This window comes from Ensifer sp. MJa1, from assembly GCF_037026475.1.
Lineage (GTDB): Bacteria > Pseudomonadota > Alphaproteobacteria > Rhizobiales > Rhizobiaceae > Ensifer.
Genome location: NZ_JAKUMO010000002.1, coordinates 321,956 through 348,764, shown reverse-complemented (window position 1 = coordinate 348,764; position 26,809 = coordinate 321,956). Strand labels below are relative to the sequence as shown.

24 protein-coding genes and 1 riboswitch are annotated in these 26,809 nt (G+C 62.6%); of the genes, 15 read left to right on the top strand and 9 right to left on the bottom strand.

Annotated elements, in window-relative coordinates; genetic code table 11:
* Positions 1 to 33: 33 nt before the first annotated feature.
* The 6 genes from metE (at position 34) to nrdF (ending at position 7,881) form a co-directional block, all read left to right on the top strand.
* Entirely contained in the window at positions 34 to 2,388 is a 2,355-nt protein-coding gene (gene metE / locus MKZ91_RS04350; RefSeq protein ID WP_336168323.1) for a 5-methyltetrahydropteroyltriglutamate--homocysteine S-methyltransferase, read from the top strand.
* Positions 2,385 to 3,176 carry an acyl-CoA thioesterase gene (locus MKZ91_RS04345; RefSeq protein WP_336168321.1) on the top strand — a complete coding sequence of 264 codons (792 nt, stop codon included), beginning with the start codon at positions 2,385 to 2,387 and terminating at the stop codon, positions 3,174 to 3,176. The genes metE and MKZ91_RS04345 overlap by 4 nt, the downstream gene beginning before the upstream one ends.
* 154 nt (positions 3,177 to 3,330) lie before the next feature.
* Positions 3,331 to 3,555: riboswitch (cobalamin riboswitch) on the top strand.
* Positions 3,556 to 3,951: 396 nt separating this feature from the next.
* On the top strand, positions 3,952 to 4,173 hold the full coding sequence (nrdH, locus tag MKZ91_RS04340) for a glutaredoxin-like protein NrdH (RefSeq protein WP_336168319.1): 222 nt from the start codon (positions 3,952 to 3,954) through the stop codon (positions 4,171 to 4,173).
* 12 nt (positions 4,174 to 4,185) lie between these two features.
* Complete coding sequence (gene nrdI, locus MKZ91_RS04335) at positions 4,186 to 4,602, top strand: class Ib ribonucleoside-diphosphate reductase assembly flavoprotein NrdI (RefSeq protein ID WP_336168317.1); 417 nt, start codon at positions 4,186 to 4,188, stop codon at positions 4,600 to 4,602.
* Positions 4,572 to 6,725, top strand: coding sequence for a class 1b ribonucleoside-diphosphate reductase subunit alpha (nrdE, locus tag MKZ91_RS04330; RefSeq protein ID WP_336168316.1), 2,154 nt, complete (start codon positions 4,572 to 4,574; stop codon positions 6,723 to 6,725). Before nrdI ends, nrdE begins: the two co-directional genes overlap by 31 nt.
* Positions 6,726 to 6,906: 181 nt before the next feature.
* Positions 6,907 to 7,881 carry a class 1b ribonucleoside-diphosphate reductase subunit beta gene (gene nrdF, locus MKZ91_RS04325; protein ID WP_336168313.1) on the top strand — a complete coding sequence of 325 codons (975 nt, stop codon included), beginning with the start codon at positions 6,907 to 6,909 and terminating at the stop codon, positions 7,879 to 7,881.
* Positions 7,882 to 7,965: 84 nt separating this feature from the next.
* Here the strand turns inward: nrdF and MKZ91_RS04320 are convergent, their stop codons facing one another.
* Positions 7,966 to 8,250 carry an acylphosphatase gene (locus tag MKZ91_RS04320; protein WP_336168311.1) on the bottom strand — a complete coding sequence of 95 codons (285 nt, stop codon included), beginning with the start codon at positions 8,248 to 8,250 and terminating at the stop codon, positions 7,966 to 7,968.
* Between the two features lie 307 nt (positions 8,251 to 8,557).
* On the opposite strand from MKZ91_RS04320, the gene MKZ91_RS04315 reads away from it, so the two are divergent.
* From MKZ91_RS04315 to MKZ91_RS04290, 6 genes are all read left to right on the top strand, one after another.
* On the top strand, positions 8,558 to 9,448 hold the full coding sequence (locus tag MKZ91_RS04315) for a substrate-binding domain-containing protein (RefSeq protein WP_336168309.1): 891 nt from the start codon (positions 8,558 to 8,560) through the stop codon (positions 9,446 to 9,448).
* 193 nt (positions 9,449 to 9,641) lie between these two features.
* On the top strand, positions 9,642 to 11,153 hold the full coding sequence (locus tag MKZ91_RS04310) for a sugar ABC transporter ATP-binding protein (protein ID WP_336168306.1): 1,512 nt from the start codon (positions 9,642 to 9,644) through the stop codon (positions 11,151 to 11,153).
* A complete protein-coding gene (locus tag MKZ91_RS04305; protein ID WP_336168304.1) occupies positions 11,150 to 12,112 on the top strand; it encodes an ABC transporter permease in 963 nt (320 codons plus the stop codon). The genes MKZ91_RS04310 and MKZ91_RS04305 overlap by 4 nt, the downstream gene beginning before the upstream one ends.
* 22 nt (positions 12,113 to 12,134) lie before the next feature.
* The gene (locus MKZ91_RS04300) at positions 12,135 to 13,076 is read left to right on the top strand and encodes a tagatose kinase (protein ID WP_336168302.1); all 942 of its coding nucleotides are present in this window, start codon (positions 12,135 to 12,137) and stop codon (positions 13,074 to 13,076) included.
* Positions 13,077 to 13,081: 5 nt separating this feature from the next.
* Entirely contained in the window at positions 13,082 to 14,362 is a 1,281-nt protein-coding gene (locus MKZ91_RS04295) for a D-tagatose-bisphosphate aldolase, class II, non-catalytic subunit (RefSeq protein WP_336168300.1), read from the top strand.
* 173 nt (positions 14,363 to 14,535) lie between these two features.
* A complete protein-coding gene (locus MKZ91_RS04290; protein WP_336168597.1) occupies positions 14,536 to 15,552 on the top strand; it encodes a LacI family DNA-binding transcriptional regulator in 1,017 nt (338 codons plus the stop codon).
* A gap of 64 nt (positions 15,553 to 15,616) precedes the next feature.
* Here MKZ91_RS04290 and MKZ91_RS04285 read toward each other — a convergent pair whose 3' ends face one another.
* On the bottom strand, positions 15,617 to 16,234 hold the full coding sequence (locus tag MKZ91_RS04285) for a cysteine hydrolase family protein (RefSeq protein WP_336168298.1): 618 nt from the start codon (positions 16,232 to 16,234) through the stop codon (positions 15,617 to 15,619).
* Positions 16,235 to 16,356: 122 nt separating this feature from the next.
* Between MKZ91_RS04285 and MKZ91_RS04280 the strand changes: the two genes are divergently transcribed.
* Positions 16,357 to 17,328: a GlxA family transcriptional regulator gene (locus MKZ91_RS04280; protein ID WP_336168296.1), complete on the top strand. Its 972-nt coding sequence runs from the start codon at positions 16,357 to 16,359 to the stop codon at positions 17,326 to 17,328.
* 145 nt (positions 17,329 to 17,473) lie between these two features.
* Here MKZ91_RS04280 and MKZ91_RS04275 read toward each other — a convergent pair whose 3' ends face one another.
* The 7 genes from MKZ91_RS04275 to MKZ91_RS04245 form a co-directional block, all read right to left on the bottom strand.
* Entirely contained in the window at positions 17,474 to 18,436 is a 963-nt protein-coding gene (locus tag MKZ91_RS04275; RefSeq protein ID WP_336168294.1) for a hypothetical protein, read from the bottom strand.
* A gap of 239 nt (positions 18,437 to 18,675) precedes the next feature.
* A complete protein-coding gene (locus tag MKZ91_RS04270) occupies positions 18,676 to 19,929 on the bottom strand; it encodes an MFS transporter (protein ID WP_336168292.1) in 1,254 nt (417 codons plus the stop codon).
* On the bottom strand, positions 19,929 to 22,208 hold the full coding sequence (locus MKZ91_RS04265; protein ID WP_336168291.1) for a TonB-dependent siderophore receptor: 2,280 nt from the start codon (positions 22,206 to 22,208) through the stop codon (positions 19,929 to 19,931). Before MKZ91_RS04265 ends, MKZ91_RS04270 begins: the two co-directional genes overlap by 1 nt.
* Before the next feature lie 269 nt (positions 22,209 to 22,477).
* Entirely contained in the window at positions 22,478 to 22,780 is a 303-nt protein-coding gene (locus MKZ91_RS31575; RefSeq protein ID WP_442892192.1) for a nuclear transport factor 2 family protein, read from the bottom strand.
* 145 nt (positions 22,781 to 22,925) lie between these two features.
* Entirely contained in the window at positions 22,926 to 23,876 is a 951-nt protein-coding gene (locus MKZ91_RS04255; protein ID WP_336168289.1) for a FecR family protein, read from the bottom strand.
* A 98-nt stretch (positions 23,877 to 23,974) separates the two neighbouring features.
* Positions 23,975 to 24,481 (bottom strand): sigma-70 family RNA polymerase sigma factor, encoded by a 507-nt coding sequence (locus MKZ91_RS04250; protein ID WP_336168287.1) that lies wholly within the window; start codon positions 24,479 to 24,481, stop codon positions 23,975 to 23,977.
* Between the two features lie 232 nt (positions 24,482 to 24,713).
* A complete protein-coding gene (locus MKZ91_RS04245; protein WP_336168286.1) occupies positions 24,714 to 25,631 on the bottom strand; it encodes a LysR family transcriptional regulator in 918 nt (305 codons plus the stop codon).
* Between the two features lie 91 nt (positions 25,632 to 25,722).
* On the opposite strand from MKZ91_RS04245, the gene MKZ91_RS04240 reads away from it, so the two are divergent.
* Both MKZ91_RS04240 and MKZ91_RS04235 read left to right on the top strand, forming a co-directional pair.
* Complete coding sequence (locus MKZ91_RS04240; protein ID WP_336168285.1) at positions 25,723 to 26,130, top strand: glyoxalase; 408 nt, start codon at positions 25,723 to 25,725, stop codon at positions 26,128 to 26,130.
* On the top strand, positions 26,117 to 26,788 hold the full coding sequence (locus MKZ91_RS04235; RefSeq protein ID WP_336168284.1) for an SDR family oxidoreductase: 672 nt from the start codon (positions 26,117 to 26,119) through the stop codon (positions 26,786 to 26,788). Before MKZ91_RS04240 ends, MKZ91_RS04235 begins: the two co-directional genes overlap by 14 nt.
* Positions 26,789 to 26,809 lie beyond the last annotated feature (21 nt).

Genomic DNA, 26,809 nt, shown 5'->3' with positions numbered 1-26,809 from the left:
CAAAGCCTTGCCCACAACCTTCGGGGTAAGGAAATGACCATCAAGACTGCCAATCTCGGTTTCCCGCGCATCGGCCGCCATCGCGAACTGAAATTCGCGCTCGAACGCTATTGGACGGGAAGGGCGAGCCGCGACGAACTGCTCGATACCGGAGCGAAGCTGCGTGCCGAAAGTTGGGCCGCGCAAAAGGCGCGCGGCATCGACATCCTCCCGTCGAACGACTTCTCCTTCTATGACCATGTGCTCGACACCGCCGTGCTCGTCGGTGCGATCCCGCCGGCCTACGGCTGGAAAGGCGGCCCCGTCGATCTCGACACCTATTTTGCCATGGCGCGTGGCTCGACCGGCACGCCCTGCGCCTCCGGCTGCTCGCACGTCGGAACCGACAGCGGCAACCCCGCGCTCGAAATGACCAAGTGGTTCGACACCAACTACCACTACATGGTGCCCGAATTCGAACCCGACCAACGTTTCGAGCTGACGCACAACCGGCCGCTCGAGACCTTTCTCGAGGCTGAAGCGCTCGGCTATCGCACCCGTCCGGTGCTGCTTGGCCCGGTGGCTTTGCTCAAGCTCGGCAAGGCCAAGGGTGACGACTTCGATCCGGTCGACCTGATCGAGCGCCTGCTGCCGGTCTATGTCCGGGTGCTTACCGAACTTGCGGACGCCGGCGCCGACTGGGTCCAGATCGACGAGCCCTGCCTGGCGCTCGACCTCACGGACAGGGACCGTCGCGCCCTCGACCTCGCCTATCGCACCTTCGCCACTGAGATCCCCCGGCTGAAAATCATGCTTGCAACCTATTTCGGTTCGATCGGCGACAACACGGCGGCGGCACTGGCACTTCCGGTTGCCGGCCTCCATGTCGATCTCGTGCGCGCGCCGCAGCAGATCGATGCCCTCATCCAGTCCGCTCCGGCCGACCGGGTGCTCTCGCTCGGCATCGTCGACGGCCGCAACATCTGGCGGAGCGATCTTGCGGGTCTGTTCCGCCGGCTGCAGCCGCTGGTCTCCACCCATGGCCGCGACCGTATCGAGCTTGCCCCCTCGTGCTCGTTGTTGCATGTGCCCGTCGATCTCGACCTGGAACGCGCGCTCGATCCCGAGCTTTCCTCCTGGCTCGCCTTCGCCGTGCAGAAGCTCGACGAATTGAGCCTGCTTGCCCGCGCCTTCGAGCCGGGACTTGCCAATCCCGAGCAGGTGTTTTCGGCCTCGATTGACGCCGCCAGGGCAAGGCTCACCTCGCTCAGGATCCATGACCCGCTCGTCTCCGGGCGACTGAAGGAACTGACGGCTGCCGACAGCAAGCGTCACGCACCGTTCGACACCCGTCGTCGCCTGCAGGCCGAGAGGCTGTCTCTGCCACTCTTCCCGACGACGACGATCGGCTCCTTCCCGCAGACGTCGGAGGTCCGCCAGGCACGGTCGCTGCATGCCAAGGGCGAGCTCAGCTACGTCGACTACGTCCGCTACCTCCGCCAGGAAACCGAGCAGGCGGTGCGCTGGCAGGAAGAGATCGGCATCGACGTTCTGGTTCACGGCGAATTCGAACGCAACGACATGGTGCAGTATTTCGCCGAACAGCTTTCGGGCTACGCCTTCACCCAGAGCGGCTGGGTGCAGAGCTACGGCTCGCGCTATGTCCGCCCCCCGATCATCTTCGGCGACGTCTCGCGGCCGTACCCGATGACCGTCGATTGGGCCACCTTCGCCCAGTCGCTGACGCAGCGCCCGGTCAAGGGCATGCTGACGGGGCCGGTCACCATGCTGCAATGGTCCTTCGTGCGCGACGACCTGCCGCGCTCGGTCGTTTGCCGGCAGATCGCGCTGGCGCTCAGCGACGAGGTCACCGACCTCGAGGCAGCCGGCATCGCCATCATCCAGATCGACGAACCGGCCTTGCGCGAGGGTCTGCCGCTGCGGCTCGCCGACCGGAAAGCCTATCTCGACTGGGCTGTGGAGTGCTTCCGCCTCAGCGCAGCCGGTGTTGACGACGCAACGCAGATCCACACCCACATGTGCTACTCCGAGTTCAACGACATCATGCCGGCGATCGCCGCCATGGATGCCGACGTGATCTCGATCGAGACGTCGCGTTCGAAGATGGAACTGCTCGGTGCGTTTACTGACGAGGCCTATCCGAACGAGATCGGCCCCGGCGTTTACGACATCCATTCACCGCGGGTGCCGAGCGTCGAGGAGATGGTGCATCTCGTCGAGAAGGCGACCGACGGCCTTGCCCCAGGTCAGATCTGGGTCAATCCCGATTGCGGGCTGAAGACGCGCCGCTGGGAAGAGACGCGGCCGGCACTCGTCAACATGGTCGCGGCGGCGCGCTCGCTCCGACAGACCTTTGCGGCTCCAGCTCGCGAAGCCGTCGGCGCATGACGGACGACATTGCAACGGTGCCGGGAGAAATCCCGGCACCGCAGACCCTGATCGACATCGTTTTCCCGGGCGACAGCAATCACCATGGCACGCTGTTCGGCGGCGCCGGCCTTGCATCCATGGACCGGATCGCCTTCATCGTCGCCACCCGTCATGGTCGTGTCCCGTTTGTCACTGCCTCCTGCGACCGCATCGACTTTCGCGCGCCGGCGCTGATTGGCCAGATCGTCCGCTTTACCGGGCGTCCCGTCCGCGTCGGGCGCCGCTCGATGGAGGTCGAGGTCGAGATGATCGCGGAAGACGTGACCGGCAGCCGGGTCTTATGCAGCCGCGGCACCTTCACCATGGTTGCCCAGCCTTGTGCCAGAAAAGAGCAATGGGTGCTGCCACCGCTCGGTCGAGCCGTGCGCGCGCCCGAAGACGATGCTGTGCTGCGCATGGTCGACATCGTCTTTCCCGACCAGGCCAACAGCTTCGGCGCCATGTTTGGCGGTGATGCCCTCGCGCAGATGACGAAGGCTGCCTTCGTTGTCGCAACGCGCAGGAGCCACCGGACGACGGTGCTCGCCTCCTGCACCGGCATGGACTTCAGGCACCGCATCACGATCGGCTCGATCATCGAATCCGTTGCCCGCATCGTGGACACCGGTCGCAGCTCGGCCACGATCGAAGTCGAGCTCTGGTCGGAAGAGCTTCTGACCGGCACCCGGCAACGGACGGTGACTGGAACCTTTGTCATGGTTGCCGTCGACGCCGACAATTGCCCCGTGCCCGCTTTCACCGGCTAGGAGGATGGGCGCGCCTGCAACACCGGGTGCGCCCTATCCACAGCCTCGGCGATGAACGGTCGTTTACTCCCCGTTATCCACACCGCAAAAGAAATCACCCCCTTGCCCCGGCCTCAGGCACCCCAGACCTATTGACGAAGATTGGCGATGAACTACTATATCTAGTGTTCGAGGTTCTTCCGATTCGCAAGGATAGGGAGCTAAGACGGGAATACGGTGCGCCGGCGGATTTCTGCCCGGCTATGCCGTAGCTGCCCCCGCAACTGTAGACGGCGAGCGACTGTCCGGAATTGGACCACTGAGGCATGAGGCCGCGGGAAGGTCGGGACGGAAGCGGAGACCCGTAAGCCAGGAGACCTGCCTTGAGCACCAAACGTCCACGGGCGGGGTGTCCGGAGGGGTTGAGTTGCGCGTGGCAGGATGAGCCTGCCTGATCGTCTCGACATCTCCCCGGCGGCCTGCCGAAAGCTTCGGGGTGAAGTCATGTCAGTTTCTTCCAGTACAGATCCACCTTCTGCGGACGGGTGCGTATTTTTGCGCGCCTGATCGAAAGGTCGTGCCCTGAAGAGTCGCTTCGACGGCGTTTTTCGGGCGCCCCGCCAGAATTTACCGGCCCGGTTGCCTGAAGCCGACCCCGGGCCAGTTCGCCGACATCAACTCCGGTCGAGATGATCGGAGAACGACGTCCTGCGCCCTGTCGCCAAACCCACGGTTCGCGTCCGCGCGATCCACTGAATTTCTGCGCCCCGAATTCTGCTCAACATCTGAGGAACCCATGTCCATCACCGTCTACAGCAAGCCCGCCTGCGTGCAATGCACCGCCACCACCCGTGCGCTCGACCGCCAGGGCATCGATTACAGGATTGTCGATATCTCCGAAGACACGGATGCCTTCGCACTAGTGCAGGGTCTCGGCTATCGGCAGGTTCCGGTCGTCGTTGCCGGCGAGCGGCACTGGGCCGGTTTCCGCCCGGATATGATCGGTTCGCTTTCCTGAGGGACAGAGGCGATGGGCCTGATCGTCTATTTTTCCAGCCGTTCGGAAAACACCCATCGCTTCGTCGAAAAGCTCGGCCTGCGCGCCGCCCGCATACCGCTTAGGCAAGGTAAGGACACGCTTACGGTATCCGAGCCCTACGTGCTCGTCGTGCCGACCTATTGCGGTGACGACGGCCGGGGTGCGGTGCCGAAACAGGTGATCCGCTTCTTGAACGACGCGGGCAACCGCTCCCACATCCGCGGCGTGATTGCCGCGGGCAACAGCAATTTCGGCGCGACCTACGGGATCGCCGGCGACGTGATCTCGGCCAAGTGCCGAGTGCCTTACCTCTACCGGTTCGAGCTTCTCGGAACCGAAGAGGACGTCGCCAATGTCAGAAACGGGATGGAACGATTTTGGACGTCACAACACTCGAACGCCCCTTGAAGGCGACAGAAGCAGCGCTCGACTATCATGCGCTGAACGCGATGCTGAACCTCTATGACGAGGAGGGCAGGATCCAGCTCGACAAGGACCGGCTGGCCGCGAAGCAGTACTTCCTCCAGCACGTCAACCAGAACACGGTTTTCTTCCATAATTTGCGCGAGAAGCTCGATTATCTGATGACCGAGGGCTACTACGAGCAGGAGGTCCTCGACCAGTATTCCTTCAATTTCGTGCGCGATCTCTACGACCACGCCTACGCGAAGAAATTCCGGTTCCCGACCTTCCTCGGCGCCTTCAAATATTACACCTCCTACACGCTGAAGACCTTCGACGGTAAGCGTTACCTGGAGCGCTACGAGGACCGTGTCTGCATGGTGGCGCTGGCGCTAGCGCGCGGCGACGAACAGTTTGCCCGCGATCTCGTCGACGAGATCATTTCCGGCCGCTTCCAGCCGGCGACGCCGACCTTCCTCAATGCCGGCAAGAAGGCCCGTGGCGAACTCGTTTCCTGCTTCCTGCTTCGGGTCGAGGACAACATGGAAAGCATCGGCCGCGCGATCAATTCGGCGCTGCAGCTCTCCAAGCGCGGCGGCGGCGTGGCACTGTCGCTCACCAACATCCGCGAGATGGGGGCCCCGATCAAGCAGATCGAGAACCAGTCCTCCGGGATCATCCCGGTCATGAAGCTGCTCGAGGACTCGTTCTCCTATGCCAATCAGCTCGGCGCCCGCCAGGGGGCGGGGGCCGTCTACCTGCATGCCCACCACCCCGACATCATGCGCTTCCTCGACACCAAGCGCGAAAACGCCGACGAGAAGATCCGCATCAAGACGCTGTCGCTCGGCGTCGTCATCCCCGACATCACCTTCGAGCTCGCCCGCAACAACGAGGACATGTACCTGTTCTCGCCCTATGACGTGGAGCGGGTCTATGGCGTGCCGTTGACCGAGATTTCGGTCAGCGAGAAATACCGCGAGATGGTGGAGGATGCGCGCATCCGCAAGCGGAAGATCAAGGCGCGCGAGTTCTTCCAGATCCTTGCCGAGATCCAGTTCGAGAGCGGCTATCCCTACATCATGTTCGAGGACACGGTGAACCGGGCCAACCCGATCGAAGGCCGCATCACCATGAGCAATCTCTGCTCGGAGATCCTGCAGGTGAGCGAGCCCAGCGAATTCAACGACGACCTTTCCTACAAGAACATGGGCAAGGACATCTCCTGCAATCTCGGCTCGCTGAACATTGCCGCCGCCATGGACTCAGCCGACTTCGGCAAGACGATCGAGACCTCGATCCGGGCGCTGACGGCCGTCTCGGACATGAGCCACATCTCCTCCGTACCTTCGATCGAGAAGGGCAACGACGACAGCCACGCGATCGGCCTTGGCCAGATGAACCTGCATGGCTATCTCGCCCGCGAGCGCATCTTCTACGGCTCTGCGGAAGGCATCGATTTCACCAACATCTATTTCTACACCGTGACCTATCACGCCATCCGCGCCTCGAACCGCATCGCCGTCGAGCGCGGCGAGAGCTTCAAGGGTTTCGGGAACTCGAAATACGCTTCGGGCGAGTATTTCGACAAATACACCGAGGCCGAATGGCTGCCTGAGACCGAGAAGGTGAAGGACCTGTTCGAGAAGGCCGGCATCAGCATTCCAACGCAGGAAGACTGGCTGGAGCTGAAGCAGGCGGTCATGACGGGCGGCCTCTACAACCAGAACCTCCAGGCGGTGCCGCCGACAGGCTCGATCTCCTACATCAATCATTCGACCTCCTCGATCCACCCGATCGTCTCGAAGATCGAGATCCGCAAGGAAGGCAAGATCGGCCGCGTCTATTATCCCGCAGCCTTCATGACCAACGACAACCTCGAATACTACCAGGATGCCTACGAGATCGGACCGGAGAAGATTATCGACACCTATGCGGCGGCGACCCAGCACGTCGACCAGGGCCTGTCGCTGACGCTGTTCTTCCGCGACACGGCAACGACCCGCGACATCAACCGCGCCCAGATCCATGCTTGGAAGAAGGGCATCAAGACCATCTACTACATCCGCCTTCGCCAGATGGCGCTCGAGGGCACGCAGGTCCAGGGCTGCGTCTCCTGCGCGCTGTAACTTTGCATTCCTGTAACTGCCCCTCACCCTAACCCTCTCCCCGCTTGAGGGGAGAGGGGACGTGCCACACGAAACGCTGATGGATGCGTCAGGACGGTGCGGCTGGTCCCTTCTCCCCACCTGCGGGGAGAAGGTGCCGGCAGGCGGATGAGGGGCCAGCACCATTCTAAAAGGCCCGACCATGAACATGCACACCAAACCCGCAAGCCGCATCCGAGCCATCAACTGGAACCGCATCGAGGACGACAAGGACTTGGAGGTCTGGAACCGGCTGACCGGCAATTTCTGGCTGCCGGAAAAAGTGCCGCTCTCCAACGACATCCCGTCCTGGGCGACGCTGAAACCAGAGGAGCAGAAGCTCACCATCCGCGTCTTCACCGGCTTGACGCTGCTCGACACGATCCAGAACGGCGTCGGCGCCGTCAGGCTGATGGAGGATTCAGCTACCCCGCATGAAGAGGCGGTGCTTTCCAACATCTCCTTCATGGAGGCGGTGCACGCGCGCTCCTATTCCTCGATCTTCTCGACGCTCTGCCTGACACCTGATGTCGACGACGCCTATCGCTGGTCGGAGGAAAACGAGTTCCTGCAGAAGAAGTCGGCGCTGATCATGGCCGAATACGCTTCCGGAGATCCGCTCAAGAAGAAGGTCGCCAGCGTCTTCCTCGAGAGCTTCCTGTTCTATTCCGGCTTTTACCTGCCGATGTTCTGGTCGAGCCGCGCCAAGCTCACCAACACCGCCGACATGATCCGGCTGATCATCCGCGACGAGGCGGTGCATGGGTATTACATCGGCTACAAGTTCCAGCGTGCGCTTGAGCGCATGAGCGAAGAGCGCCGGCAGGAGATCAAGGATTTTGCCTTCGACCTTTTGCTCGAACTCTACGACAACGAGGCAAAGTACACCGAGGCGCTTTATGACGGCGTCGGCCTTACCGAGGACGTGAAGAAGTTCCTGCACTACAACGCCAACAAGGCGCTGATGAATCTCGGCTACGAGGCGCTGTTCCCGGCCGAGGCCTGCAAGGTCAACCCCGCCATTCTCTCCGCGCTGTCGCCGAACGCCGACGAGAACCACGACTTCTTCTCCGGCTCCGGTTCCTCCTATGTCATCGGCAAGGCGGTCGCCACCGAAGACGAGGACTGGAATTTTTGATCTCCGGATTGTCGCTCGTGACATGAAACCGCCGCTCGGAGTGATTGGCTCTTCGGGCGGCTCTTTTTTTGCCCTAGGCGCGCGCTAGCGCGTGATGCGAAACCCGTGAAACTCTTCCGGCATTTCCGCGAACTCGGTTTTGACCTGGGTGACTGAGGCTGCCGGCGGTCCTATGGACAGACGTTCCAGCATCCGTGTCACCTCCGCCTCAGGACCGCTGATCAATGCGGCGACCGAGCCGTCGGCTTCGTTTTTCACCCAGCCATCGAGGCCCAAACTCTGCGCTTCGTCACGCGTCCAGACGCGAAAGCTGACGCCCTGCACACGCCCTACAATCCGAACGCGCACCGTCTTTCGTGCCGCGGCCATGATCGCCTCCCATGATCGCATTCCCTTGCCATTTTCGGCTGTATCTGGAGCAGGCGGCTGCGAAGGCAAGCGGCCCGGCCTGACGCCATTTCGTCTGTCGGAAGGAGGACGGCCCGACGAACCGGCGCGAGAGTCTGGCTCGCCCACAAATTTGCTCGGTGCGCAGTATATTTTTAATTTGTGTATCTTTTAAATTTGACGCGCGCAAAGTTTTGTGGTTTTTACGCACTCACCAAGACGGCGGTGGGAGGGCCTCGCCAGCTTGGCCGAGATACCGAAGGCCCGCGCCGTTTCCAGGGAGGAAACCATGAACATGTTCCGCATTCTGAAATCGCTCGTCGCCGGCACGGCGCTGTCGCTTCTCGCCTCGACAGCCTTCGCCGACGGCATCGGTGCGTCGCTTCTGACCCAGCAGCATCCGTTCTACATCGAGCTCGCCGACGCGATGAAAGCCGAAGCTGAAGCCAAGAACGTCAAGCTCGAAGTCTCGATCGCCAACCAGGATCTCAACAAGCAACTCGCCGACGTCGAGGACTTCATCGTCAAGGGCGTCGATGTCATCGTCATTTCGCCGGTCGACAGCCAAGGCGTGCGTGCCGCGATCGAGAAGGCCGAGAAGGCCGGCATCAAGGTGATCACCGTCGACGTTCCGGCCAATGGCGCGACCGTCACCTCCCATATCGGCACCGACAACTTCACCGGCGGCGTCAAGGCCGGCGAACTGATGGCCAAGGTCCTCGACAACCAGGGCAAGGTCGCCGTCATCGATTATCCGACGGTCCAGTCGGTGGTGAACCGCGTCAACGGCTTCAAGGAAGCGATCGCCAAGCATCCGGACATGGAGATCGTCGCGATCCAGACCGGCATCACCCGCGCCGAGGCGCTGGCCGCCGCCCAGAACATGCTGCAGGCCAATCCTGATATCACCGGCATCTTCGGCTTTGGCGACGATGCAGCGCTTGCCGCCGCCGTCGCGGTCAAGGCCGCAGGCCTCGAAAGCCAGGTGAAGGTCATCGGCTTCGACGGCATGAAGGAAGCCCGCGACGCTGTCGACACCAACCCGGTCATGGTCGGCGTCATCCAGCAGTTCCCCGACCAGATGGGCAAGCAGGCGGTCGATACCGCCGTCAAGGTCGCCGCCGGCGAGACCGTCCCGGCCGAACAGCCGATCGTGCCCGGCGTCTACACCGCGAAGTAAGTCCTCCCAAGGACAGCCGCCGTCTTCGAGCGGGATGAGGAAAAGTGCGTACGGTTTTCCGCCCGCATCCCGCTCCGATCCCATGACGGCGGCAACCACAGAGGTGAACGCTTGGGGCCGGTGGCCGCAAGCGCTCCCTCGGCTCGCCCATTGCGCGACCAAACGGGGCGCGCGGCGCCGTATGGAGGCTGCCATGCATGGTTCGACCACGGATACCGTTCTCGAAATCGACAACATCACCAAATCCTTCGGCCAGGTCGCGGCGCTGAAGGGCATGCGCCTAAAGGTCAGGCGCGGCCGGGTGCACACGCTTCTTGGCGAAAACGGCGCCGGCAAATCGACGCTGATGAAGATTCTGGCCGGCGTGCACGACGCGACCTCGGGGGAGGTTACGCTTGACGGGCGCCCCTACCGGCCCGCCGATCCGCAGGACGCGGCAAGCCTCGGGCTTGCCATCGTCTTCCAGGAGCTCAGCCTCTGCAGCAACCTGACGGTCGCCGAAAACATTCTTGCCACCCGCGAGCCGCGCCGCTTCGGCTTCATCAACGACAAGGCGCTTGTCGCCAAGGCCCGCGCCATCGTCGCCGACCTCGGCCTACCCGTTGATGTCAGCGAGAAGGTCGGCAACCTCTCGATCGCCCAGCGCCAGCTCGTCGAGATCGCCAAGGGCCTCAGCCACGAGGCCAAGGTCGTGATCCTCGACGAACCGACCTCGTCACTCAGCGACAGCGAAGCCGAAATCCTGTTTAGCATCATAGGCAGGCTGAAACAGCGCGGCGTCGCCGTCATCTACATCTCGCACCGCATGGAAGAAATCATGCGGCTCAGCGACGACATCACCGTCATCCGCGACGGCGAATACGTCTCCACCCATGATCGCAACGACGTCACCATCGAGGCGCTGATCGCGCTGATGGTCGGCCGCCGCATGGACGAGATCTATCCCGCGCCAACCCACGAGCAACCGGCGTCGGCGGCGCCGGTTCTCTCGGTCGAAGACCTCACCCGCGATGGCGAGTTCGAGAACATCTCCTTTGATATCCGCCCTGGCGAAATCCTCGGTTTCTTCGGGCTGGTCGGCTCCGGCCGTTCCGAGGTGATGAACGCGCTCTTCGGCATGAAGGCGGCGACCGGCTCGGTGCGCCTCGAGGGGCAGCCTGTCCGCTTCCGCTCGCCGGCCGAGGCGATTGCCCGCGGCATCGGCTTCGTCACCGAGAACCGCAAGGAAGAGGGCCTCGTGCTCGGCCACAGCGTCGGCTGGAACATCTCGATGGCTGCGCTCTCGGATTTCACGGGGCCGCTCGGCTTCACCCGCAAGCGCGCCGAACGCGAGGCCGCGGCCACGGAGGTCGGAAGGCTTTCGATCAAGACCCACTCGCTCGACACGCCGTCCGGTTCCTTGAGCGGCGGCAACCAGCAGAAGATCGTGCTCGCAAAGTGGTTGCTGACCAAGCCCAAGGTGCTGATCCTCGACGAGCCCACCCGCGGCGTCGATGTCGGCGCCAAGTTCGAAATCTACAAGATCATCCGCCAGCTGGCGGCCGAGGGAACGGCGATCCTGCTGATCTCCTCCGAGCTGCCGGAGGTTCTGGGAATGAGCGACCGCGTCGTCGTCATGCACGAGGGCGTCATCGGCGCGACCCTTTCGGGCGCCGACCTCAACCCGGAAACGATCATGGCGCACGCCACGGGATTTAAATCATGACACAACAATCCGAGACCCAGGCCGCCTTCATGCGGGCTCTGAAACAATACGGCGGCATCCTTTTGTCGCTGGTGATGCTCTGCGTCATCTTCTCCTTCCTCAATCCGCGTTTCATGTCGGTCGTCAACTTCATGAACATCCTGCAGCAGGTGGCCGTGGTGGCGATCGCCGCCTTCGGTATGACCTGGGTGATCCTGCTTGGCGAGATCGACCTTTCGGTCGGCTCGATCATCGCCGTCGCCGGCATGGTCGGGGCGCAATGTTTCGCCTTCGGCCTCGGCTTTGCGCCCGCGCTGATCATCACGCTTCTGGCCGGCGCCCTGATGGGCATGCTGAACGGCGTGCTGACGGCGAAACTGCTCTTGCCCTCCTTCATCGTCACCGTCGCGACCATGGGCATCTACCGCGGCATGGTCAGCCTGCCGACCAATGGCGCGCCGGCGATGATCGAGAATTCGACCTGGACGGCGATCGGCACGGAAAGCTTCCTCGGCCTGCCCATCATCATCTGGGTGGTCGCCGTCCTCTTCCTCGTCAACCACATCCTTTTGAGCAGGACGAGCTTCGGCCGCCGCGCCTACTTGACCGGCGGCAACCGCGAGGCGGCAGTCTATTCCGGCATCAAGGTCAACCGGCTGAAGATCACCATCTTCATGATCTCCGGCGTGATGGCAGCAATCAGCGGCGTGCTTCTGTCCTCCCGCCTGTTCTCCGCCCAGACCAATGCCGGCATGAGCTACGAGCTCGACGCGATTGCGGCGGCCGTGCTCGGCGGCACCTCGCTTGCAGGCGGCGTCGGCACCATGGTCGGGACGCTCATCGGCGCGCTCATCATCGGCGTCATGAACAACGGCATGAACATGCTGTCGGTCCCCTACTTCTACCAGCTCATCGTCAAGGGCCTGGTGATCCTGATCGCCGTCTGGCTCGACGTGCGCGCCAAGCAGGCAAAACGCTGATCCTCCAAAGAGAACCATGACCATGCACAAGATACTGACGATCGGCGAAATTCTGGTGGAGATCATCGCGACCGAGAAAGGCGACGGCTTCCGAACGGCCACGCCGCTGATCGGCCCCTACCCCTCCGGCGCGCCGGCGATCTTTATCGACCAGGCCGGCAAGCTCGGCCAGGCGTCCGCGATCATTTCTCGTGTCGGCGACGACGATTTTGGTCACGTCAACCTTGATCGGCTGAAGGCTGATGGTGTCGATATTTCGGGTATCGCCGTCGATCCGCTCGGCACCACCGGCAGCGCCTTCGTGCGCTATCGCCCGGACGGCAGCCGCGCCTTTGTCTTCAACATCCGCCACAGCGCCTGCGGTACGATCCGTCTCGATGATGCAGCCCGCGCGCTGGTGAGACGCTGCACCCACCTGCATGTGATGGGCTCCTCGCTCTACGCCCCAAGCGTCGTCGAGAGCATCATTGCCGCGATCGAGATCATCAAATCAGCCGGCGGCACGGTCTCCTTCGACCCGAACCTTCGCCCGGAAATCCTCGACAGCCCGGGCATGCGCGAGGCGCTGCAGACGGTGCTGGCCAAGACCGACGTCTTCCTGCCGAGCGGGCAGGAACTCTTCCTGTTCACTGAAGCAAAGACCGAGGTGGAAGCGGTTTCCGAACTGCTCGCCACCGGCATCAAGGCCGTGGTCGTCAAGCGTGGTGCCGGCGGCGCCAGCTATTTCGACCGCGAGACGACGCTCTCGCATCCGGGCTTTGCGGTCGAGGAGATCGATCCGACCGGCGCCGGCGACTGCTTCGGCGCGACCTTCGTCACCTTCTGGCTGAACGGCGCGGAACCCGCCCAGGCGCTCGAATTCGCCAATGCATCGGGCGCACGTGCCGTGATGATTTCCGGCCCAATGGAAGGCGCCTCGACCCGCGCCGATCTCGAAATCTTCATCAACGCGCGAAAGGGCTGACGGCCATGCAACAGAACCTTCTGATCGACATTGCCCGCTGGCGTGACCGTCCGGGCCCGCGCGGCATTCCCTCCGTCTGCTCGGCCCATCCGCTGGTAATCGAAGCGGCGATGCTGCGCGCGCTGCAGGAAGACGCCGCCCTTCTGATCGAGGCGACCTGCAACCAGGTCAACCAGGACGGCGGCTATACGGGCATGACGCCGGCCGACTTCACCCGCTTCGTCGCCGACATCGCCGACCGCGTCTCCTTCCCGAAAGCGAAGATCATCCTTGGCGGCGACCATCTCGGCCCCAATCCGTGGAAACACCTGCCGGCCGATGAGGCCATGGCCAAGGCCGTAACGATGATCGAGGCCTATTCGAAAGCCGGCTTCACCAAGCTGCATCTCGATACCAGCATGGGCTGCGCCGGCGAACCGGTGGCGCTGCCGGATGCGGTGACGGCGGAACGTGCCGCCCGGCTTGCCGCTGCGGCCGAGGCAGCCATTTCCGGTCAGGACGGCATCGCCCCCGTCTACATCATCGGCACCGAGGTTCCGGTCCCCGGCGGGGCACTGGAAGAGCTTGACACGCTGGAGGTGACCGCGCCGGAAGCCGCGATCGAAACCGTCAGCATCCACCGGCGAGCCTTCGAAGCTGCGGGTGCCGCCGACGCCTTCAAGCGTGTCGTCGGCGCCGTCGTCCAGCCGGGCGTCGAGTTCGGCAATGAGAACGTCATTGCCTATGACAGGGCTGCAGCAGCAAGGCTCAGCGCCAGCCTGAAGCAGCTCGACGGCATCGTCTTCGAGGCGCACTCGACCGACTACCAGACGCCTGAGGCTCTCCGCGATCTCGTCTCCGACGGCTTCGCGATCCTGAAAGTAGGCCCCGGCCTGACCTTTGCCTTGCGCGAAGCGCTCTACGGCCTCGACCAGATCGCCGCCTTCCTCTTCCCCGAGGCGCGCAAGCTGACGCTGGCAGCGGCAACCGAGATGGTCATGCGCGAAGAGCCGGCCAACTGGGGCAAGTATTACCATGGTTCGCCAGAAGCCCAGCGGCTGCAGCGGCATTTCTCCTACAGTGATCGCATCCGCTACTACTGGCCGCACCCCAAGGTCGCCGCCGCCGTCGAAGACCTGCTGTCGCTGCTGGATGGCGTTACCATACCGGAAACGCTGATCAGCCAGTATCTTCCGGGCAGTTACGAGCGCGTTCGTGACGGACAGGTGGCCGCCAAAGCAAAACCGCTGACACTTGCTGCGGTCGACAGGGTTCTTGAGGACTATTTTACGGCTTGCCGAGCTTAGAGTGGAACGAGTGCATGCGGTCTTCGGGCCGCATCCCGCCCTCACTTGCCAAAAGCAGGCCATGCATTCGGTGAATATTTGCAAGCCGGTACTGCCTATCCCCTCGAAATGAACCTATAAACGAAATCAAAACAATATGGGGTACGGCGACCGTGGACAGACCGATCAAGACGATGGAGGATTTTTCGGAGTTCGTCGGCTTGTCGCGACCCACGGTCTCCAAATACTTCAACGATCCAGGCTCGGTCAGGAAGAAGACCCGCGATGCCATCGAAGCGGCGATCAAGCAATCCGGTTTTCGTCCCAACATCTTCGCCGTCAACCTCAACCGCCGTCGCACCAATATCCTCGGCGTCATCGTCCCGAATTCGACCGACCCCTTCTACATGGCGCTGACGCGCCGGATCGAGCACATCGCCAACCAGGCGGGCTTCCTCGCCTTCGTGCTTTCCTCCGACGGCCGGCCGGAAATGGAGGAGCGGGCGATCGAAACCTTTAAGTCGATGAACGTGGCGGGCGCCATCATCGCGCCGCTCGGCGTCCAGTCGCTTCACAAGACCCTGACGGCGCTCGGCGAAAGCATTCCGCTGATCTATGTGGACTCGCCGCTCGACGACAGCTCTTCCTTCGTCGGCACCGACAACCGCCAGAGCTTCCGGCTGATGGTCGATTACCTCTGCCGCTCGGGAAGCCCGCCCTGCTACTTCGGCATGCCGCCGGTCAACAACAATGCGATCGCCCGGCGCGACGCCTATCTGGAAGCGATGCAGCAGTTGAAGATGGCGCCGGCGCTGGTTACGACCACGCCGAACGGATCCTGGGATTTCGAGAAATTCGGCTTCGACGAGACGCTGCGCATCCTGGGATCCGGCGGTTTCCCGACCAAGACGGTACTTTGCGCCAATGACCGCGTCGCCTTCGGCGTCATTGCCGCCGCCTTCCAGTCAGGCCTCAAGGTCGGACGCGATGCCGATGCCGACCTGCGGGTCGCCGGCCACGACGACCACCCGCTTTCGCGCTACACCTGCCCGCCGCTGACGACGGTGGCGCAGAACTACAACGAGATCGGCCGGCTGGCGATCGAGTTGCTTCTGTTCAAACTCGGGGAAACCACCGACGACGGCGGCACTTTCCCCGAGGACGAGCGCATTCTCCTGAGCGCCGAGATCATGCTGCGCGGTTCGGCCTAGCGGCGAGACAAGCGCCAAGCGCGTTAGGGCACCCCCCCCGGAAGGCCAGACCGGCGGCTTCGGGTCAGCGCCGGACCGGCAGTGCCAACACCTGATCGGTCGTCAGGATATCGCCGAAGGTGTCGTCGATCGCGGCCAGCGATGAGCGATGCAGCACGGCGTGGCCAACGACGTCGCCGTCACCCGTGTCGAGGTCGCGCGTGGCGCAGGCATCGGCGGCGACGATGACGTTGAAGCCGAGCGGGACGGCATCGCGTGCGGCACCCGCGACGCAGGCATGGGTCATCAGCCCGGTGATGACAAGTGTATCCACTCCGGCGCGCTTCAACTGTTCGCCGAGATCGGTGCTGGCAAAGACGCTCACAGAGGATTTGCGCACCACGGCATGATTGGCCGCCGGCTGAATGTCCGGGTGGAACGCGGAGGTCTCGCTGTCCTCGGCAAAGACGGCGCTGCCGGCCGGCGTCACATGCTTGACGTGGTAGACCTTCATGCCCTCGGTATCGGCGCGTTCGATCAGCCTGTTGGCGTTGGCGAGCGCCGTCTCTCCATCCGGGATTGGCATGCGGCCGGCAAAGTACTCGTTCTGGAAATCGATCGCCAGCAGCGCCGTCTTTGCGGGATCCAGGCTTTCGGGCGCGGAAGCACCGGCGATGGTTCGGATGGTCGGGTGTTGTGCCATGGAAGGCTCCTTTCGCGTTTCGACGTCGCGAAAATCGCGAAAACGCCGATGCCGCGAAAGTGGCCAGAACGACAATATATGATAGGTTCCGGCCAACTTCGCGCCACCGGAATCGTCTCGAAATGCACACCATTGCCATCGTCGCCTTCGAGGGCATCAGCCCGTTCCATCTCTCCGTGCCCTGCATCGTCTTCGGCGACGACCTCCTCAAGCTCGGCGTGCCGCGCTACCGGTTGCTGATCGCAGGCGAAAAGACCGGATCCATCCGCACCATGTCCGGCTTCCACATCGAGGTCGAACACGATCTTGCCAGTCTTTCGGATGCAGACACGATCGTCGTGCCGGCCTGGGACAATCCGGGCAACCGTCCATCGGAAGACCTGCTCTGCGCGCTGCGCGTCGCCCATGCGCGCGGCGCCCGGATGGTGGGCCTATGTCTCGGGACCTTCGTTCTGGCCGAGGCCGGATTACTTGCCGGACGGGTGGCCTCCACGCACTGGGCCTGGGCCGATGAATTCGAGCGCGCCCATCCGGGCGTCGCCCTAAATCGCAACGCGATCTACGTCGACGACGGCGACATTCTGACCTCGGCGGGGACGGCCGCCGCAATCGACTGCTGCCTGCACATCGTGCGCAACGACCATGGCGCCGCGATCGCCAACCGCATCGCCCGCCGGCTGGTCGTTGCCCCGCACCGTCACGGCGATCAGGCGCAATACGTGGAAGCGCCCCTGCCTGCGCACGGCAGCGGCGACCCGCTTGGGGCAACGATGGCCTGGGCGATCGAGCATCTCAACGAACCGCTTTCGCTGGAACGACTGGCTGACCATGCAGGCATGAGCCTGCGCAGCTTCACCCGGCACTTTCGCAAGAAGACCGGGACCACCTTCACCCAATGGCTTCTCGCGCAGCGGCTCGCCGTGGCGCAGGGCCTGCTCGAAACCGGCTCCTGTTCCGTCGACCACATCGCCGAAATGGCCGGTTTCGGCTCCACCGTCTCGCTCCGGCAGCATTTTACCCGCACCTTCTCGATCTCACCCGCAAGCTACCGCCGGCAGTTCAGAAACCGGTCGGCAATGGAGATCGCGCGTTGAACGGCGCCTTTCGGTTGGGCGGATGAGAGGCGTGTTGTCGGGAGATGGCGCAAGGCTGGTGAAATGCTCGACCACGTCTCGCCAGCCCGAATGCGCAAACTGCCTCACAAACCCAGGATATGCTTCCGACTGAAAGCAACAGTCTCTAGCAGACGCGCTTTTGGACTTTTCCTTCCATGTCCAGGTAGTAAAACGTATCGCGATCAAGGAATACTGCAGTTATTGCGTCTACCTCGTACTTTTTTCCAGGGCAGTATATATATCCGTAAAGTCCCCTCCTCTTTCCGTCTACAACGTTACGGAAACTAATTGCCCATGACTTTCCGTTCGTGCGCAGCTGACTACCGAATAGATCTTTGAATCTATCATTGAGTCCGTAGAGACCGACTCTTGTGACCAGCCCACCAATCAACTCATACACGCCTTCTCCAGCCTTGAAGGTCAGATCTGATGCGTTTCGAATATCGAGATAGATGTTACCTCTACCCTCATACACGTAGAGACTGTGTATGCCGCCGACCTTCTCGTCGATCGCCGGCGCACTGACGCCCGTTGATGTCTTCATGACCAAGGAACGCACATCCGTCGGTATGTCGGCCCCAAAGGAATAGTCCTCCCAATCGGTTTTGGTGAAGATGTAACCCGTCGCGTAGGGCTGGAAGCTTCGCATCAGATAATTGCCCGACACCTCAACCTTGCATGTTCCAGCGTCGATTCGACAGACGATGCCATTGTAGATGTCGTTCTCGGCATCATAGGAAAAACGCACGCGTGTCCTTAACTTATCGAAGAACGTTTCGACCGATTTCGCCGTCAGAGCGATTTCGTTGCCACGAACAATCAATTCCTTAATTTCGTAATTTCCAAAGGGGACGAATGTCTCTGCACCCGATTGTAAGTCACGCAGCGCGATCGCCTTGTCCTTGATGTAGAAAAGCGTATTGCCCTGGATCCAATGGGTACGCACCTGATCGGCAAGGTTCGGGAACCCAGCGATCAGGTCCGCCGGCTTTTCTGCAACGCTTGGCCCGGCCATTGCGATCACCAAACAATGAATGAAGGACGTTATTGCAGCATCCTCGCTCGCATGAAACACCCCCAAAAGCATCGTTTAATATATTTCTATCGAAATCTCACATCTCCAGCGTTACTAACCCATACAACAATATCAGTAAATATAACCCATCATCTCAATTTCGCGAGGGCATCAATATTTAGTCGGGGGGATTTAGATAGAGTGTTTATGAAAACATAACTATAAGTATCACATTCATCCAATTTAGATCAACATAAATTCATGACGTTTACTTGGGTCCCAGAGGTAACAGCGCTGCTTTTCCAGCCGCATCAGCCACAGGCTTGTCGCTGGACGCTGCCAGGCATCGATTGCCGACGCAGCAACATTGCCAGCAAAGGCACGGCGACGATGGAAACTCCGGCCGCGCAGACGAAGAAGACACAATAGCCGAAGCGCTCGGCGATCCAGCCGGCACCGAGGCCGCCAGCCATGCTGATCAGGCTGTCCATGCACTGGAACAGGGTGAAGTCGACACCCGCCTGGCGCGGATCGGCCCAGCCCATGAACTGGGCGTAGAGCGCGACGAAGCCGATGGCCATGACGCCGGACGAACTGGCAACAGCCAGCGCCATCACGACCGGGCGGGAGACGTCGCCGGACGCGCCGACATAGGCGAAAGCCATGAGCATCGCGATCTGCAGCAGCAGGGCGCCAATCAGCACGGCACGCGCGCCGCAAAGGCGCACGAGCAGGCCGCCGAACAGCGCACCACCGAAGCCGACGAGCATGCTGCCGACGCCGTTGAGGACGCCGACAGAAGCAAGGTTGAAGCCGTAGTCGATGAGGAAGGGGCCGAGCATGGCGAGACCCCATTTTTGCGCGGAGACGTAGATCGCTGCAAGCAACAGCCCCTTGCGCACCTCCGGCCGCCGAAGCGCTGCGGCGAGCGACGGCACATGGCTGCGCGTTGCGCTCACTGGCCGCAAACCTGGCCCGAGCAGGAAGGGAAGGCCGAGGGCAAGGACCACAAGCGCCATGGCCCAAACCGCCGGCCCCCAGCCGAACCGGTCGACGAAGACCAGAAACAGACCGGCGCCGATCGCCGAGCCGACGTAAGAGCCGCCGACCTGGGCGGCATTGCCCCAGCCGTGATGCTCTTCCGCCAACGTCTCGACCGCAAAACCATCGCAGGCGATGTCGACCGTCGAGGTGAAGAGAGCGATGAACACCAGGCACGCGAGAACCGGGGCCAGTCGCTCCGGCCCGAGCAAGCCCAGGACGGCCAGCATCGCCGCGGCAAGCACACCTCCGGCCAGAATGATGACATGCGACCGGTTGCGGCCGACCGCCGGCAGGCGAAAGCGCTCCACCTGCGGCGACCAGAGGAACTTCAGCGCCCAGGGCAAGACGGTGAGGTAGACAAGACCGATCTGGTCGAGCGGCAGCCCTTGAGTCCGCAGGACCGCCGGCAGGCCGAGCATCGTCAGCCCGCCGATCACGCTCTGCGCCACATAGAGCCCGCCGACCGCGACGAAGATCGCGGCCGGCGATGGCCTTGGCTGTTGTGCCGAAAGCTCAGTCATCAGAAGCGGTAGCGCACGCTGGCGACGACCTTGCGGCCTTCGTCGAAGTAGCAGAAGCCCGTGGTGCAAAGCTGCTCCACCTCGTTGAAGAGGTTGGTGGCGTTGAGCTGCAGCCGCACACCCTCGAAGTTCGGATTGGCGGCGCCGAGGTCATAGCGCACTGAAGCATCGACGAAGGTGCGTGCCTCATTGTTCAGGATCGGAGTATGGACGTTGTCGCCGAAGCTTGACCCGACATAGCGCACGCCGGCACCGACACCGAGCCCTTCAAGCACGCCGGACTGCACCTCATAGTCCGCCCAAAGCGAGAACATGTGATACGGCGACGAGTTCAGCTGGTTGCCGAGCGTCTCCGACGTCAGCTTGGTGATCTCGACGTCGTTGTAGGAGTAGGAGGCGATGAAGTTCCAGCCGTTGTCGAGCGAGGCCGTGCCTTCGAGCTCAAAGCCGCGCGACTTCAGATCCAGCTGACGCAGGAGGTTCAGGCCTGAAGACGTCTCGTAGACGGTGGCGTTTTCCTGATCGATGTTGAAGAGAGCGGCGGTGATGGTCGCGTTCTGGCCGGGGATCTCGTACTTGACGCCGGCTTCCCATTGCTTGCCAAGCGTCGGCATGGCCGGGGTATCGGTCCCGCCGAGATTTATGATCACGCCCGGATTGGAAACGAATGCGGTGCCATAGCTGACATAGGGCATCATGCCGTTCGGCAGCACATAGCCGAGAGCCGCACGCGCCGTCGTTTCGCTGTCGTTACGGTTGAACGGAGAGCCGTCGACCGAGTACTTGTTGTCCACCCAGTCATGGCGAAGGCCCGCCGTCAGGCGCCAAGCCTCATACTCGATCTGGTCCTGGATATAGATGCCGATGCCGCTTTGCGACTGCTTCTGCGTCGAGGTCAGCGCCGGCACATAGGTGAAATCGTCGGTGAAGAGATCCGGCCCGCTGCCCTGCTTCGAGGTGTACTTCATGTAGCTGTAGTCGATGCCGGCGATCAACTGATGGGCCGCAGCGCCGGTGTCGAAGTCGAACTTCAGGTAGGTATCGCTGGCAACGCCGGTATTGTCCTCAACCGTCAGGCCCGGATACTTGTCGAACACCCATTCCTGCCGCGTCGAGATGTCGGAATAGCGCAGCTTGTGAAAGAGCGTGACGCTATCTGAGAGCTCATGCTCGAGCTCGTAGCCGATACGCCCCTGCTTCTGGGTGAAGTCGTTGAAGCGGGCGTCGCCGCCATAGGTCGGGATGGCGCCGATCGACTTGCCGTCCGGCCCGTAGCGGTTGATGTAGCCCCAGGTGCCACCGGTGGTCGAATCCATGTATTCGCCGAGCAAAGTGAACTTGGTGCCTTCGTCCGGCTGCCAGGTGAAGGCCGGCGCAATGAACAGTCGGTCGTCCTTGACCGCCTCGATCTCGGTGCGCCCGTCGCGCGCAAGACCAGTCATGCGGTAGAGCATCGCGCCTTCGTCATCGAGCGGCCCGGAGACGTCGAAGGCGCCCTGAACCCGGCCGTAGGAGCCGTATTGCACCTCGACTTCGCCCAGCGGATCGCTGGTCGGACGCTTCGACACGATATCGACGATGCCGCCGGAGGAGCTGGCGCCATAGATCGAGGCGGCCGGGCCGCGCAGCGTGGCGATCGCCTCGACACCATAGGGTTCCAGTCGGAAGAGACCGTTGGGGCTGGCGATCTGCCTGAGACCATCACGGAAGATGCCCGTCAGCGTCAGGTCGATGCCGCGCACCTTGAAGGCGTCGAAGCGCGGTTCGGCGCCGTATTGGCCGACGCGGGCGCCGGGGGTGTAGCTCAATGCTTCCTGAAGGTTCTGCGGTTTCAGGTCCTGCAACTGCTTCTGGCTGATCACCGACATCGACTGCGGCGTCTGCATGACCGGCGTATCGATCTTGGTGGCAATGCGGGCCGATTTGGCGACATAGCCGTCGGTATCGACGATGCCTTCCGCGCCGGTGCGATCCCCCGTCGCGGTGATCTTTTCCAGTTGCGTCGTACCGTCCCGAACGACGGCACCGGTGGTGATCGACGCATCCGAGGGGTCGAAGATCTGAACCGTGCCATTGCCGGCCATCCGGTAGCGAAGGCCCGTGCCCTCGAGCAGTTGCGCCACAGCCGCCTCGGTCGTAACCACCCCGCTGACACCCTTGGTGCTTTTTCCCTTGGTCAGCGCGCTCGGATAGAGAAGGCGGAGATCGGCCTGCTGCCCAAGCTTCAGAATGCCCGCCTCGAGAGAGCCTGCCGGGACCGAGATCGGGCGCGATGCCATTTTGGCTGCCGGCGTCGTCGCCTGTGCCTCAACTGCGCTTACGCAGCCGATGAAAGAAACGCTGGCGAGCGCCAAGCATACGAAAGAACGGCGCCGTGATCCGCGACCCTGCAAAATTCTCATCCGAGATCCCCTACTCAACTCCTGGGCAACGCCGATCGGCGCGACCACTTCTGACTAAGAGTGCGGGAGGCTCGACCTCCTGACGTCGCCAGGAGGATTTTTTAAGAATTTCTGTTCAAGGGGACCTGAGCCCAGGTCCCCATTGGTCACGCGGGCGCGAACATCGGATTGCCGCTAGCCGTCTCCGAAGCGGGAACCTCGTCCTGCATGACGTCCCAGTGTTCGGCGACCCGCCCGTCCTTGACCCTGAAGATGTCGTCGGCGACCAGCGGTTTCGGCCCCCAGCCGACATATCGCCCTTGGACCATCACGAGATCGCCCTCCGCGGCGACCATGCCGATCTCGTAGGACAGATCCTTCAGGTTCGGAATGAGTGCGAATGCAATGCCTGGCTTCGTCGGGCGGCAGCGTCGTCGGGAGCGGATAACCCGGAGGCAATCGCCTTTCATGTGACCGCCCTGTTGCCCTGTTGTGGGGAGCCCTGATACAGGCCGTCGCCCTGAATAGCGTGGGCAGCTACGACATGGCCACGGAACGGCTCACCTTTTTCGTAAAGTGATGCGACCGATGTCCCGGCTTTTGCCGGGAACGCCTCTAGCGCGACTGAACGACGACCATCAGGCCGGAAAGCCTGAGGACCCGCAGCGGCAGGCTTGCCTCCAGGACCTGCAAGGCATCGTCGGTGTCGTGCAGATCGAAGATGCCGGAGACTTCGAGGTCGCCGACGGACCCGTCGAGCAGCAGGATGCGGCCATGGCGATAGCGCTCGAGCGTCGCCAGCACCTGGCGCAGCGGCCGACGGGAAAAGACGAGCTTGCCATCGCGCCACGCGGTTCCGGCGGCGACGTCCGTCTTGGTGAGCGACAGGCGCCCCTCAGGGTCGATCGTGGCCGCCTCGCCTGCGCCAAGGATGGCGTTCTGTCCGGCCGCCTCTACCTGGACACGCCCTTCCTCGACTTGCACGTCGGTTGGAAAGTCCGCCCCTGCCGAACCGACCGAATAACGGGTTCCGAGCGCCGTCGCGCTCAGTGACCCGTCCTCGACCACGAAGGGCCGTTGTGGGTTCTTCGCGACATTGAAGAAGGCTTCCCCACGCAGCAGCCACACCCTTCTGAGCCCCTGCTCGTAGCGGACCACCAACGCAGTGTCGGTGTTGAGATCGACCTCGGTCCCGTCCTCCAGCGCGATACGCCGGACCTCGCCGACGCCGGTATAGTAGTCGGCACGCCAGCGGTCGCCGTATGGCGTCGTCAGCGACAGGATGGCGAGCCCCCCCGCCAGACAGAGACCAACGAAACCACCCACCCGGCGGCGGCGCTGGGCCCTGAGCTCGCCGAGCCTTCCTTCGGAGATCGGTACGTCCTCCAGATCGCTCCAGAGCGCGCGCAATTCGTCATAGGCCGCCCGGTGATCCGGATGCTCGCCAATCCAGACATCGAACGCCTTTCGGTCGGCGGCGGTCGCGTCATCGGACTGCAGCCGCGCGACCCAGGCAGCCGCCGCTTCGAGAATGCTGTCATCGATTGTCTGGCGATCGCCACTCATCGTGTTTTCCAGTCGAACTGAAACTGCCGTCGGGCGATCCAGGGAAGAATCGCTCCAATCATCTTAGAGTTGAAAGGATGGTTTTGCCTGACGTCGGCTCAGAAAATAATCTCGGCGCGCATCTTCCGGCACTCGAGCAGCGCCCGGATGATGTGTTTTTCGACCATGTTCCTGGAGATGCCGAGCTGTTCGGCGATCGCGCCGTTGCTCAAGCCGTGCAGGCGACTGAGGATGAACACCTGCTGGCAGCGATTGGGAAGCCCCTGGATCGTGCGCGCCATGATGATGAGGCATTGGCGGCCGTTGACGATCCGATCCTGAAGAGGCCGGTCTTCCGCGTGTTCGACCCCTTCGCTGTCGGCGGCAAACAAGATGCTCTCGCGCTGAGCTCGCTGCGACGCGACCCGGGCCACCGATCGGGCGACCTGAAACAGATAGGCCTGTGGATTCTCGATCAGGGTCGAGCGGGAGGCCTCCAGCATGCGCATGAAGGTCTCCTGCGTCGCGTCGGTCGCATCTTCGCGGTTTCTCAGGCGGCGACTGAAGAAGCGACGGATCCTGCCTTCCTCCTGCTCGTGAAGCCCCTGCAGCATCGCATCGGTCATCAATCTGCTCTCCATGGCGCCGGCCCCGCAGCCAACACCGGAACCATCGGGACGCCTGCGCGTCTCGCTTATGTTGAATGTGTTACTCATGTTTCATAGGCGAAGAGGAGATCGGCCGCAATGCGCCAGATGCGCCGCTGGCCGACGCAGGGTTTGCCGACCCCTTCGCCGGATATATTAGCAAAGCACTGTTGCCCGACGGCCACGACGGAGGCATCGCGGCCATCCGATCTCAAACGCGCCCTTGGCCGCCGAGAACCTTCTCCAGTAACCCCAGTTCCGAGGCAATGCGGTCGATCAACAGCCGCACGCGACGCGGCTGGACGCTGAGCGGCGGGTAGACGACCTGCAGTCCGGTCCCGCCGGCCGAAAAACCTTCGAGCAGTTCGACGAGGGCGCCAGAGGCCAGATCCTCGGCAACGTCCCAGATGGATTTGAGAGCAATCCCGTGCCCCGCGCGGCACCAGGTCGCCACCAGCCCCCCATCATTGGCGACGCGCCTGCCGCGCACCATGACCTTATGCGGCTTGCCATCGACCTGGAACGCCCATTCCCGATCGAGATTGGGGCCGAACCGCATGACGATGCAGTCGTGCCGCGACAGGTCGTCCGGATGCTCGGGCCTGCCTTTGGCATCGAGATAGGACGGGGCGGCGCATACCACACGCCGGTTCTCGCCCAACGCTTTCGACCGTAAGGTGCTGTCGGCCAGCGCGCCGTGGCGGATGGCGAAATCCAGACCCTGGCCGACCAGATCGAGGTAACCGTCGGTGAGGTTGAGATCGACCGTCACGTCAGGGTGCTCGGCCAGGAAGCGGTCGAGGATCGGCACGATGTAGCGTCGCCCCATGTCCTCCGGCGCGCTGAGTCGGATCGGTCCTGAGATCGTGCGCGTGCCCGCGCGGATACCGCTCTCGAGTTCGTCTGCTTCCGCCAGCAGGCGACGGGCGCCGTCGACCAGCAGGCGCCCCTCCTCCGTCAGGCTGATCGCGCGGGTCGTTCGTTTGAGCAGCGCTGCCCCATAGTACGTTTCCAGGGCCGCCAGCCGCTCGGAAACCGAAGCCGGCGAAAGCCCCTTCTCGCGCCCGGCAGCGGAAAGTCCGCCTTTTTCGACGATCAGAAGGAAGAGGGCGAGATTGTCGAGCAGCATCTTTCGTCTTTTCCGAAATATAATTTTGGAATTAAGCCAATTATCCGGATGAGCCGCAATAGCTAGATTTCGTTCGAAAAGGAGACGCGTGATGCAGCTCGACCATGTGACCATCCGAACAGGCGAAATCGCGGCGGCGCGCGCGTTCTTCGAAACGGTCTTCGACCTGACGGTCGGCGAACGACCGGCGGCGATCCGCCGTATTCCTGGCTGCTGGCTCTACTCCGACGGAAAACCGCTTGTGCACATCATCGGCAGCTATGGCAGCGGTTATGACGGTGCCGCCGAAGCGATCGATCATGTCGGTTTCCGGCTTGAAGGCTATGCGGCCTTCCGCGCGAAGCTCGACCGGCTCGCCGTTCCCTATTCGACGATGGACCTTGCCGACATCGGCGAGCGCCGGCTGTTTTTGCGCGCGCCCGGCGGCCCGCTGCTCGAAGCCGTCTTTTCCGAACCCGTTCCCCACATCGCCTTGGAGCATGAGCATGACCTTCACTGACAATACCGTCTCCGTCGTCATCGGCGGCACCAGCGGTATCGGCGCCGCCGTCGCCAGGGCGCTCGCCCGGCGCCCCGGCCGGGTCGAGATCGCCAGCCGCGCCACCGGCCTCGACATCGCCGATGCGACCGCGGTCGCCGCCTATTTTCGCAAGCTTGGACCGATCGACCATCTGGTCATTACCGCCGGGTCCGCCGCGCCCGGCGGCACGGTAAGCGATGTCGATTTCGAAGCCGCCAAGGCCGCCTTCGACGTCAAGTTCTGGGGCTCGATCGTACTTGCCCGTGAAGCTGCCAAGTACATGCGTTCCGGCGGCACCATCACCTTCACCTCGGGCTTCCTTTCGCGCCGGACCGTTCCCGGCACCTTCGTCAAAACGGCGATGAATGCGGCCCTCGAAGCCGCGGCGAAGGTCCTTGCCAAGGAGCTGGCGTCGCTGCGCGTCAACGTCGTCAGCCCCGGCCTGACGCAGACGGAAGCCTATGCGGGCATGGCATGCGACGCCCGCAACGCCATGTTCGAGCGCGCGGCCGCAAGCCTGCCCGCCGGCCGCTTCGGACGCCCCGACGACATCGCCCAAGGCTATCTCTTTGCCATCGACAACCCCTTCGTCACCGGATCGGTGATCGACATCGAAGGCGGCGCCCTCATCAGCTGACGCATCGCATACGCCCTTTCC

What these genes read in the sequence shown, in the direction of transcription:
- MKZ91_RS04255 (WP_336168289.1), bottom strand. Translation starts at nt 23,876, where the DNA reads ATGAGTGGCGATCGCCAGACAATCGATGACAGCATTCTCGAAGCGGCG.
- MKZ91_RS04270 (WP_336168292.1), bottom strand. Translation starts at nt 19,929, where the DNA reads ATGACTGAGCTTTCGGCACAACAGCCAAGGCCATCGCCGGCCGCGATC.
- MKZ91_RS04245 (WP_336168286.1), bottom strand. Translation starts at nt 25,631, where the DNA reads ATGCTGCTCGACAATCTCGCCCTCTTCCTTCTGATCGTCGAAAAAGGC.
- nrdI (WP_336168317.1), top strand. Translation starts at nt 4,186, where the DNA reads ATGGGCCTGATCGTCTATTTTTCCAGCCGTTCGGAAAACACCCATCGC.
- MKZ91_RS04285 (WP_336168298.1), bottom strand. Translation starts at nt 16,234, where the DNA reads ATGGCACAACACCCGACCATCCGAACCATCGCCGGTGCTTCCGCGCCC.
- MKZ91_RS04250 (WP_336168287.1), bottom strand. Translation starts at nt 24,481, where the DNA reads ATGACCGATGCGATGCTGCAGGGGCTTCACGAGCAGGAGGAAGGCAGG.
- MKZ91_RS04295 (WP_336168300.1), top strand. Translation starts at nt 13,082, where the DNA reads ATGCAACAGAACCTTCTGATCGACATTGCCCGCTGGCGTGACCGTCCG.
- MKZ91_RS04305 (WP_336168304.1), top strand. Translation starts at nt 11,150, where the DNA reads ATGACACAACAATCCGAGACCCAGGCCGCCTTCATGCGGGCTCTGAAA.
- MKZ91_RS04320 (WP_336168311.1), bottom strand. Translation starts at nt 8,250, where the DNA reads ATGGCCGCGGCACGAAAGACGGTGCGCGTTCGGATTGTAGGGCGTGTG.
- MKZ91_RS04300 (WP_336168302.1), top strand. Translation starts at nt 12,135, where the DNA reads ATGCACAAGATACTGACGATCGGCGAAATTCTGGTGGAGATCATCGCG.
- MKZ91_RS04275 (WP_336168294.1), bottom strand. Translation starts at nt 18,436, where the DNA reads ATGCTTTTGGGGGTGTTTCATGCGAGCGAGGATGCTGCAATAACGTCC.
- MKZ91_RS04265 (WP_336168291.1), bottom strand. Translation starts at nt 22,208, where the DNA reads ATGGCATCGCGCCCGATCTCGGTCCCGGCAGGCTCTCTCGAGGCGGGC.
- nrdF (WP_336168313.1), top strand. Translation starts at nt 6,907, where the DNA reads ATGAACATGCACACCAAACCCGCAAGCCGCATCCGAGCCATCAACTGG.
- MKZ91_RS04240 (WP_336168285.1), top strand. Translation starts at nt 25,723, where the DNA reads ATGCAGCTCGACCATGTGACCATCCGAACAGGCGAAATCGCGGCGGCG.
- MKZ91_RS31575 (WP_442892192.1), bottom strand. Translation starts at nt 22,780, where the DNA reads ATGAAAGGCGATTGCCTCCGGGTTATCCGCTCCCGACGACGCTGCCGC.
- MKZ91_RS04280 (WP_336168296.1), top strand. Translation starts at nt 16,357, where the DNA reads ATGCACACCATTGCCATCGTCGCCTTCGAGGGCATCAGCCCGTTCCAT.
- MKZ91_RS04345 (WP_336168321.1), top strand. Translation starts at nt 2,385, where the DNA reads ATGACGGACGACATTGCAACGGTGCCGGGAGAAATCCCGGCACCGCAG.
- nrdH (WP_336168319.1), top strand. Translation starts at nt 3,952, where the DNA reads ATGTCCATCACCGTCTACAGCAAGCCCGCCTGCGTGCAATGCACCGCC.
- MKZ91_RS04290 (WP_336168597.1), top strand. Translation starts at nt 14,536, where the DNA reads ATGGAGGATTTTTCGGAGTTCGTCGGCTTGTCGCGACCCACGGTCTCC.
- MKZ91_RS04315 (WP_336168309.1), top strand. Translation starts at nt 8,558, where the DNA reads ATGAACATGTTCCGCATTCTGAAATCGCTCGTCGCCGGCACGGCGCTG.
- metE (WP_336168323.1), top strand. Translation starts at nt 34, where the DNA reads ATGACCATCAAGACTGCCAATCTCGGTTTCCCGCGCATCGGCCGCCAT.
- MKZ91_RS04310 (WP_336168306.1), top strand. Translation starts at nt 9,642, where the DNA reads ATGCATGGTTCGACCACGGATACCGTTCTCGAAATCGACAACATCACC.
- MKZ91_RS04235 (WP_336168284.1), top strand. Translation starts at nt 26,117, where the DNA reads ATGACCTTCACTGACAATACCGTCTCCGTCGTCATCGGCGGCACCAGC.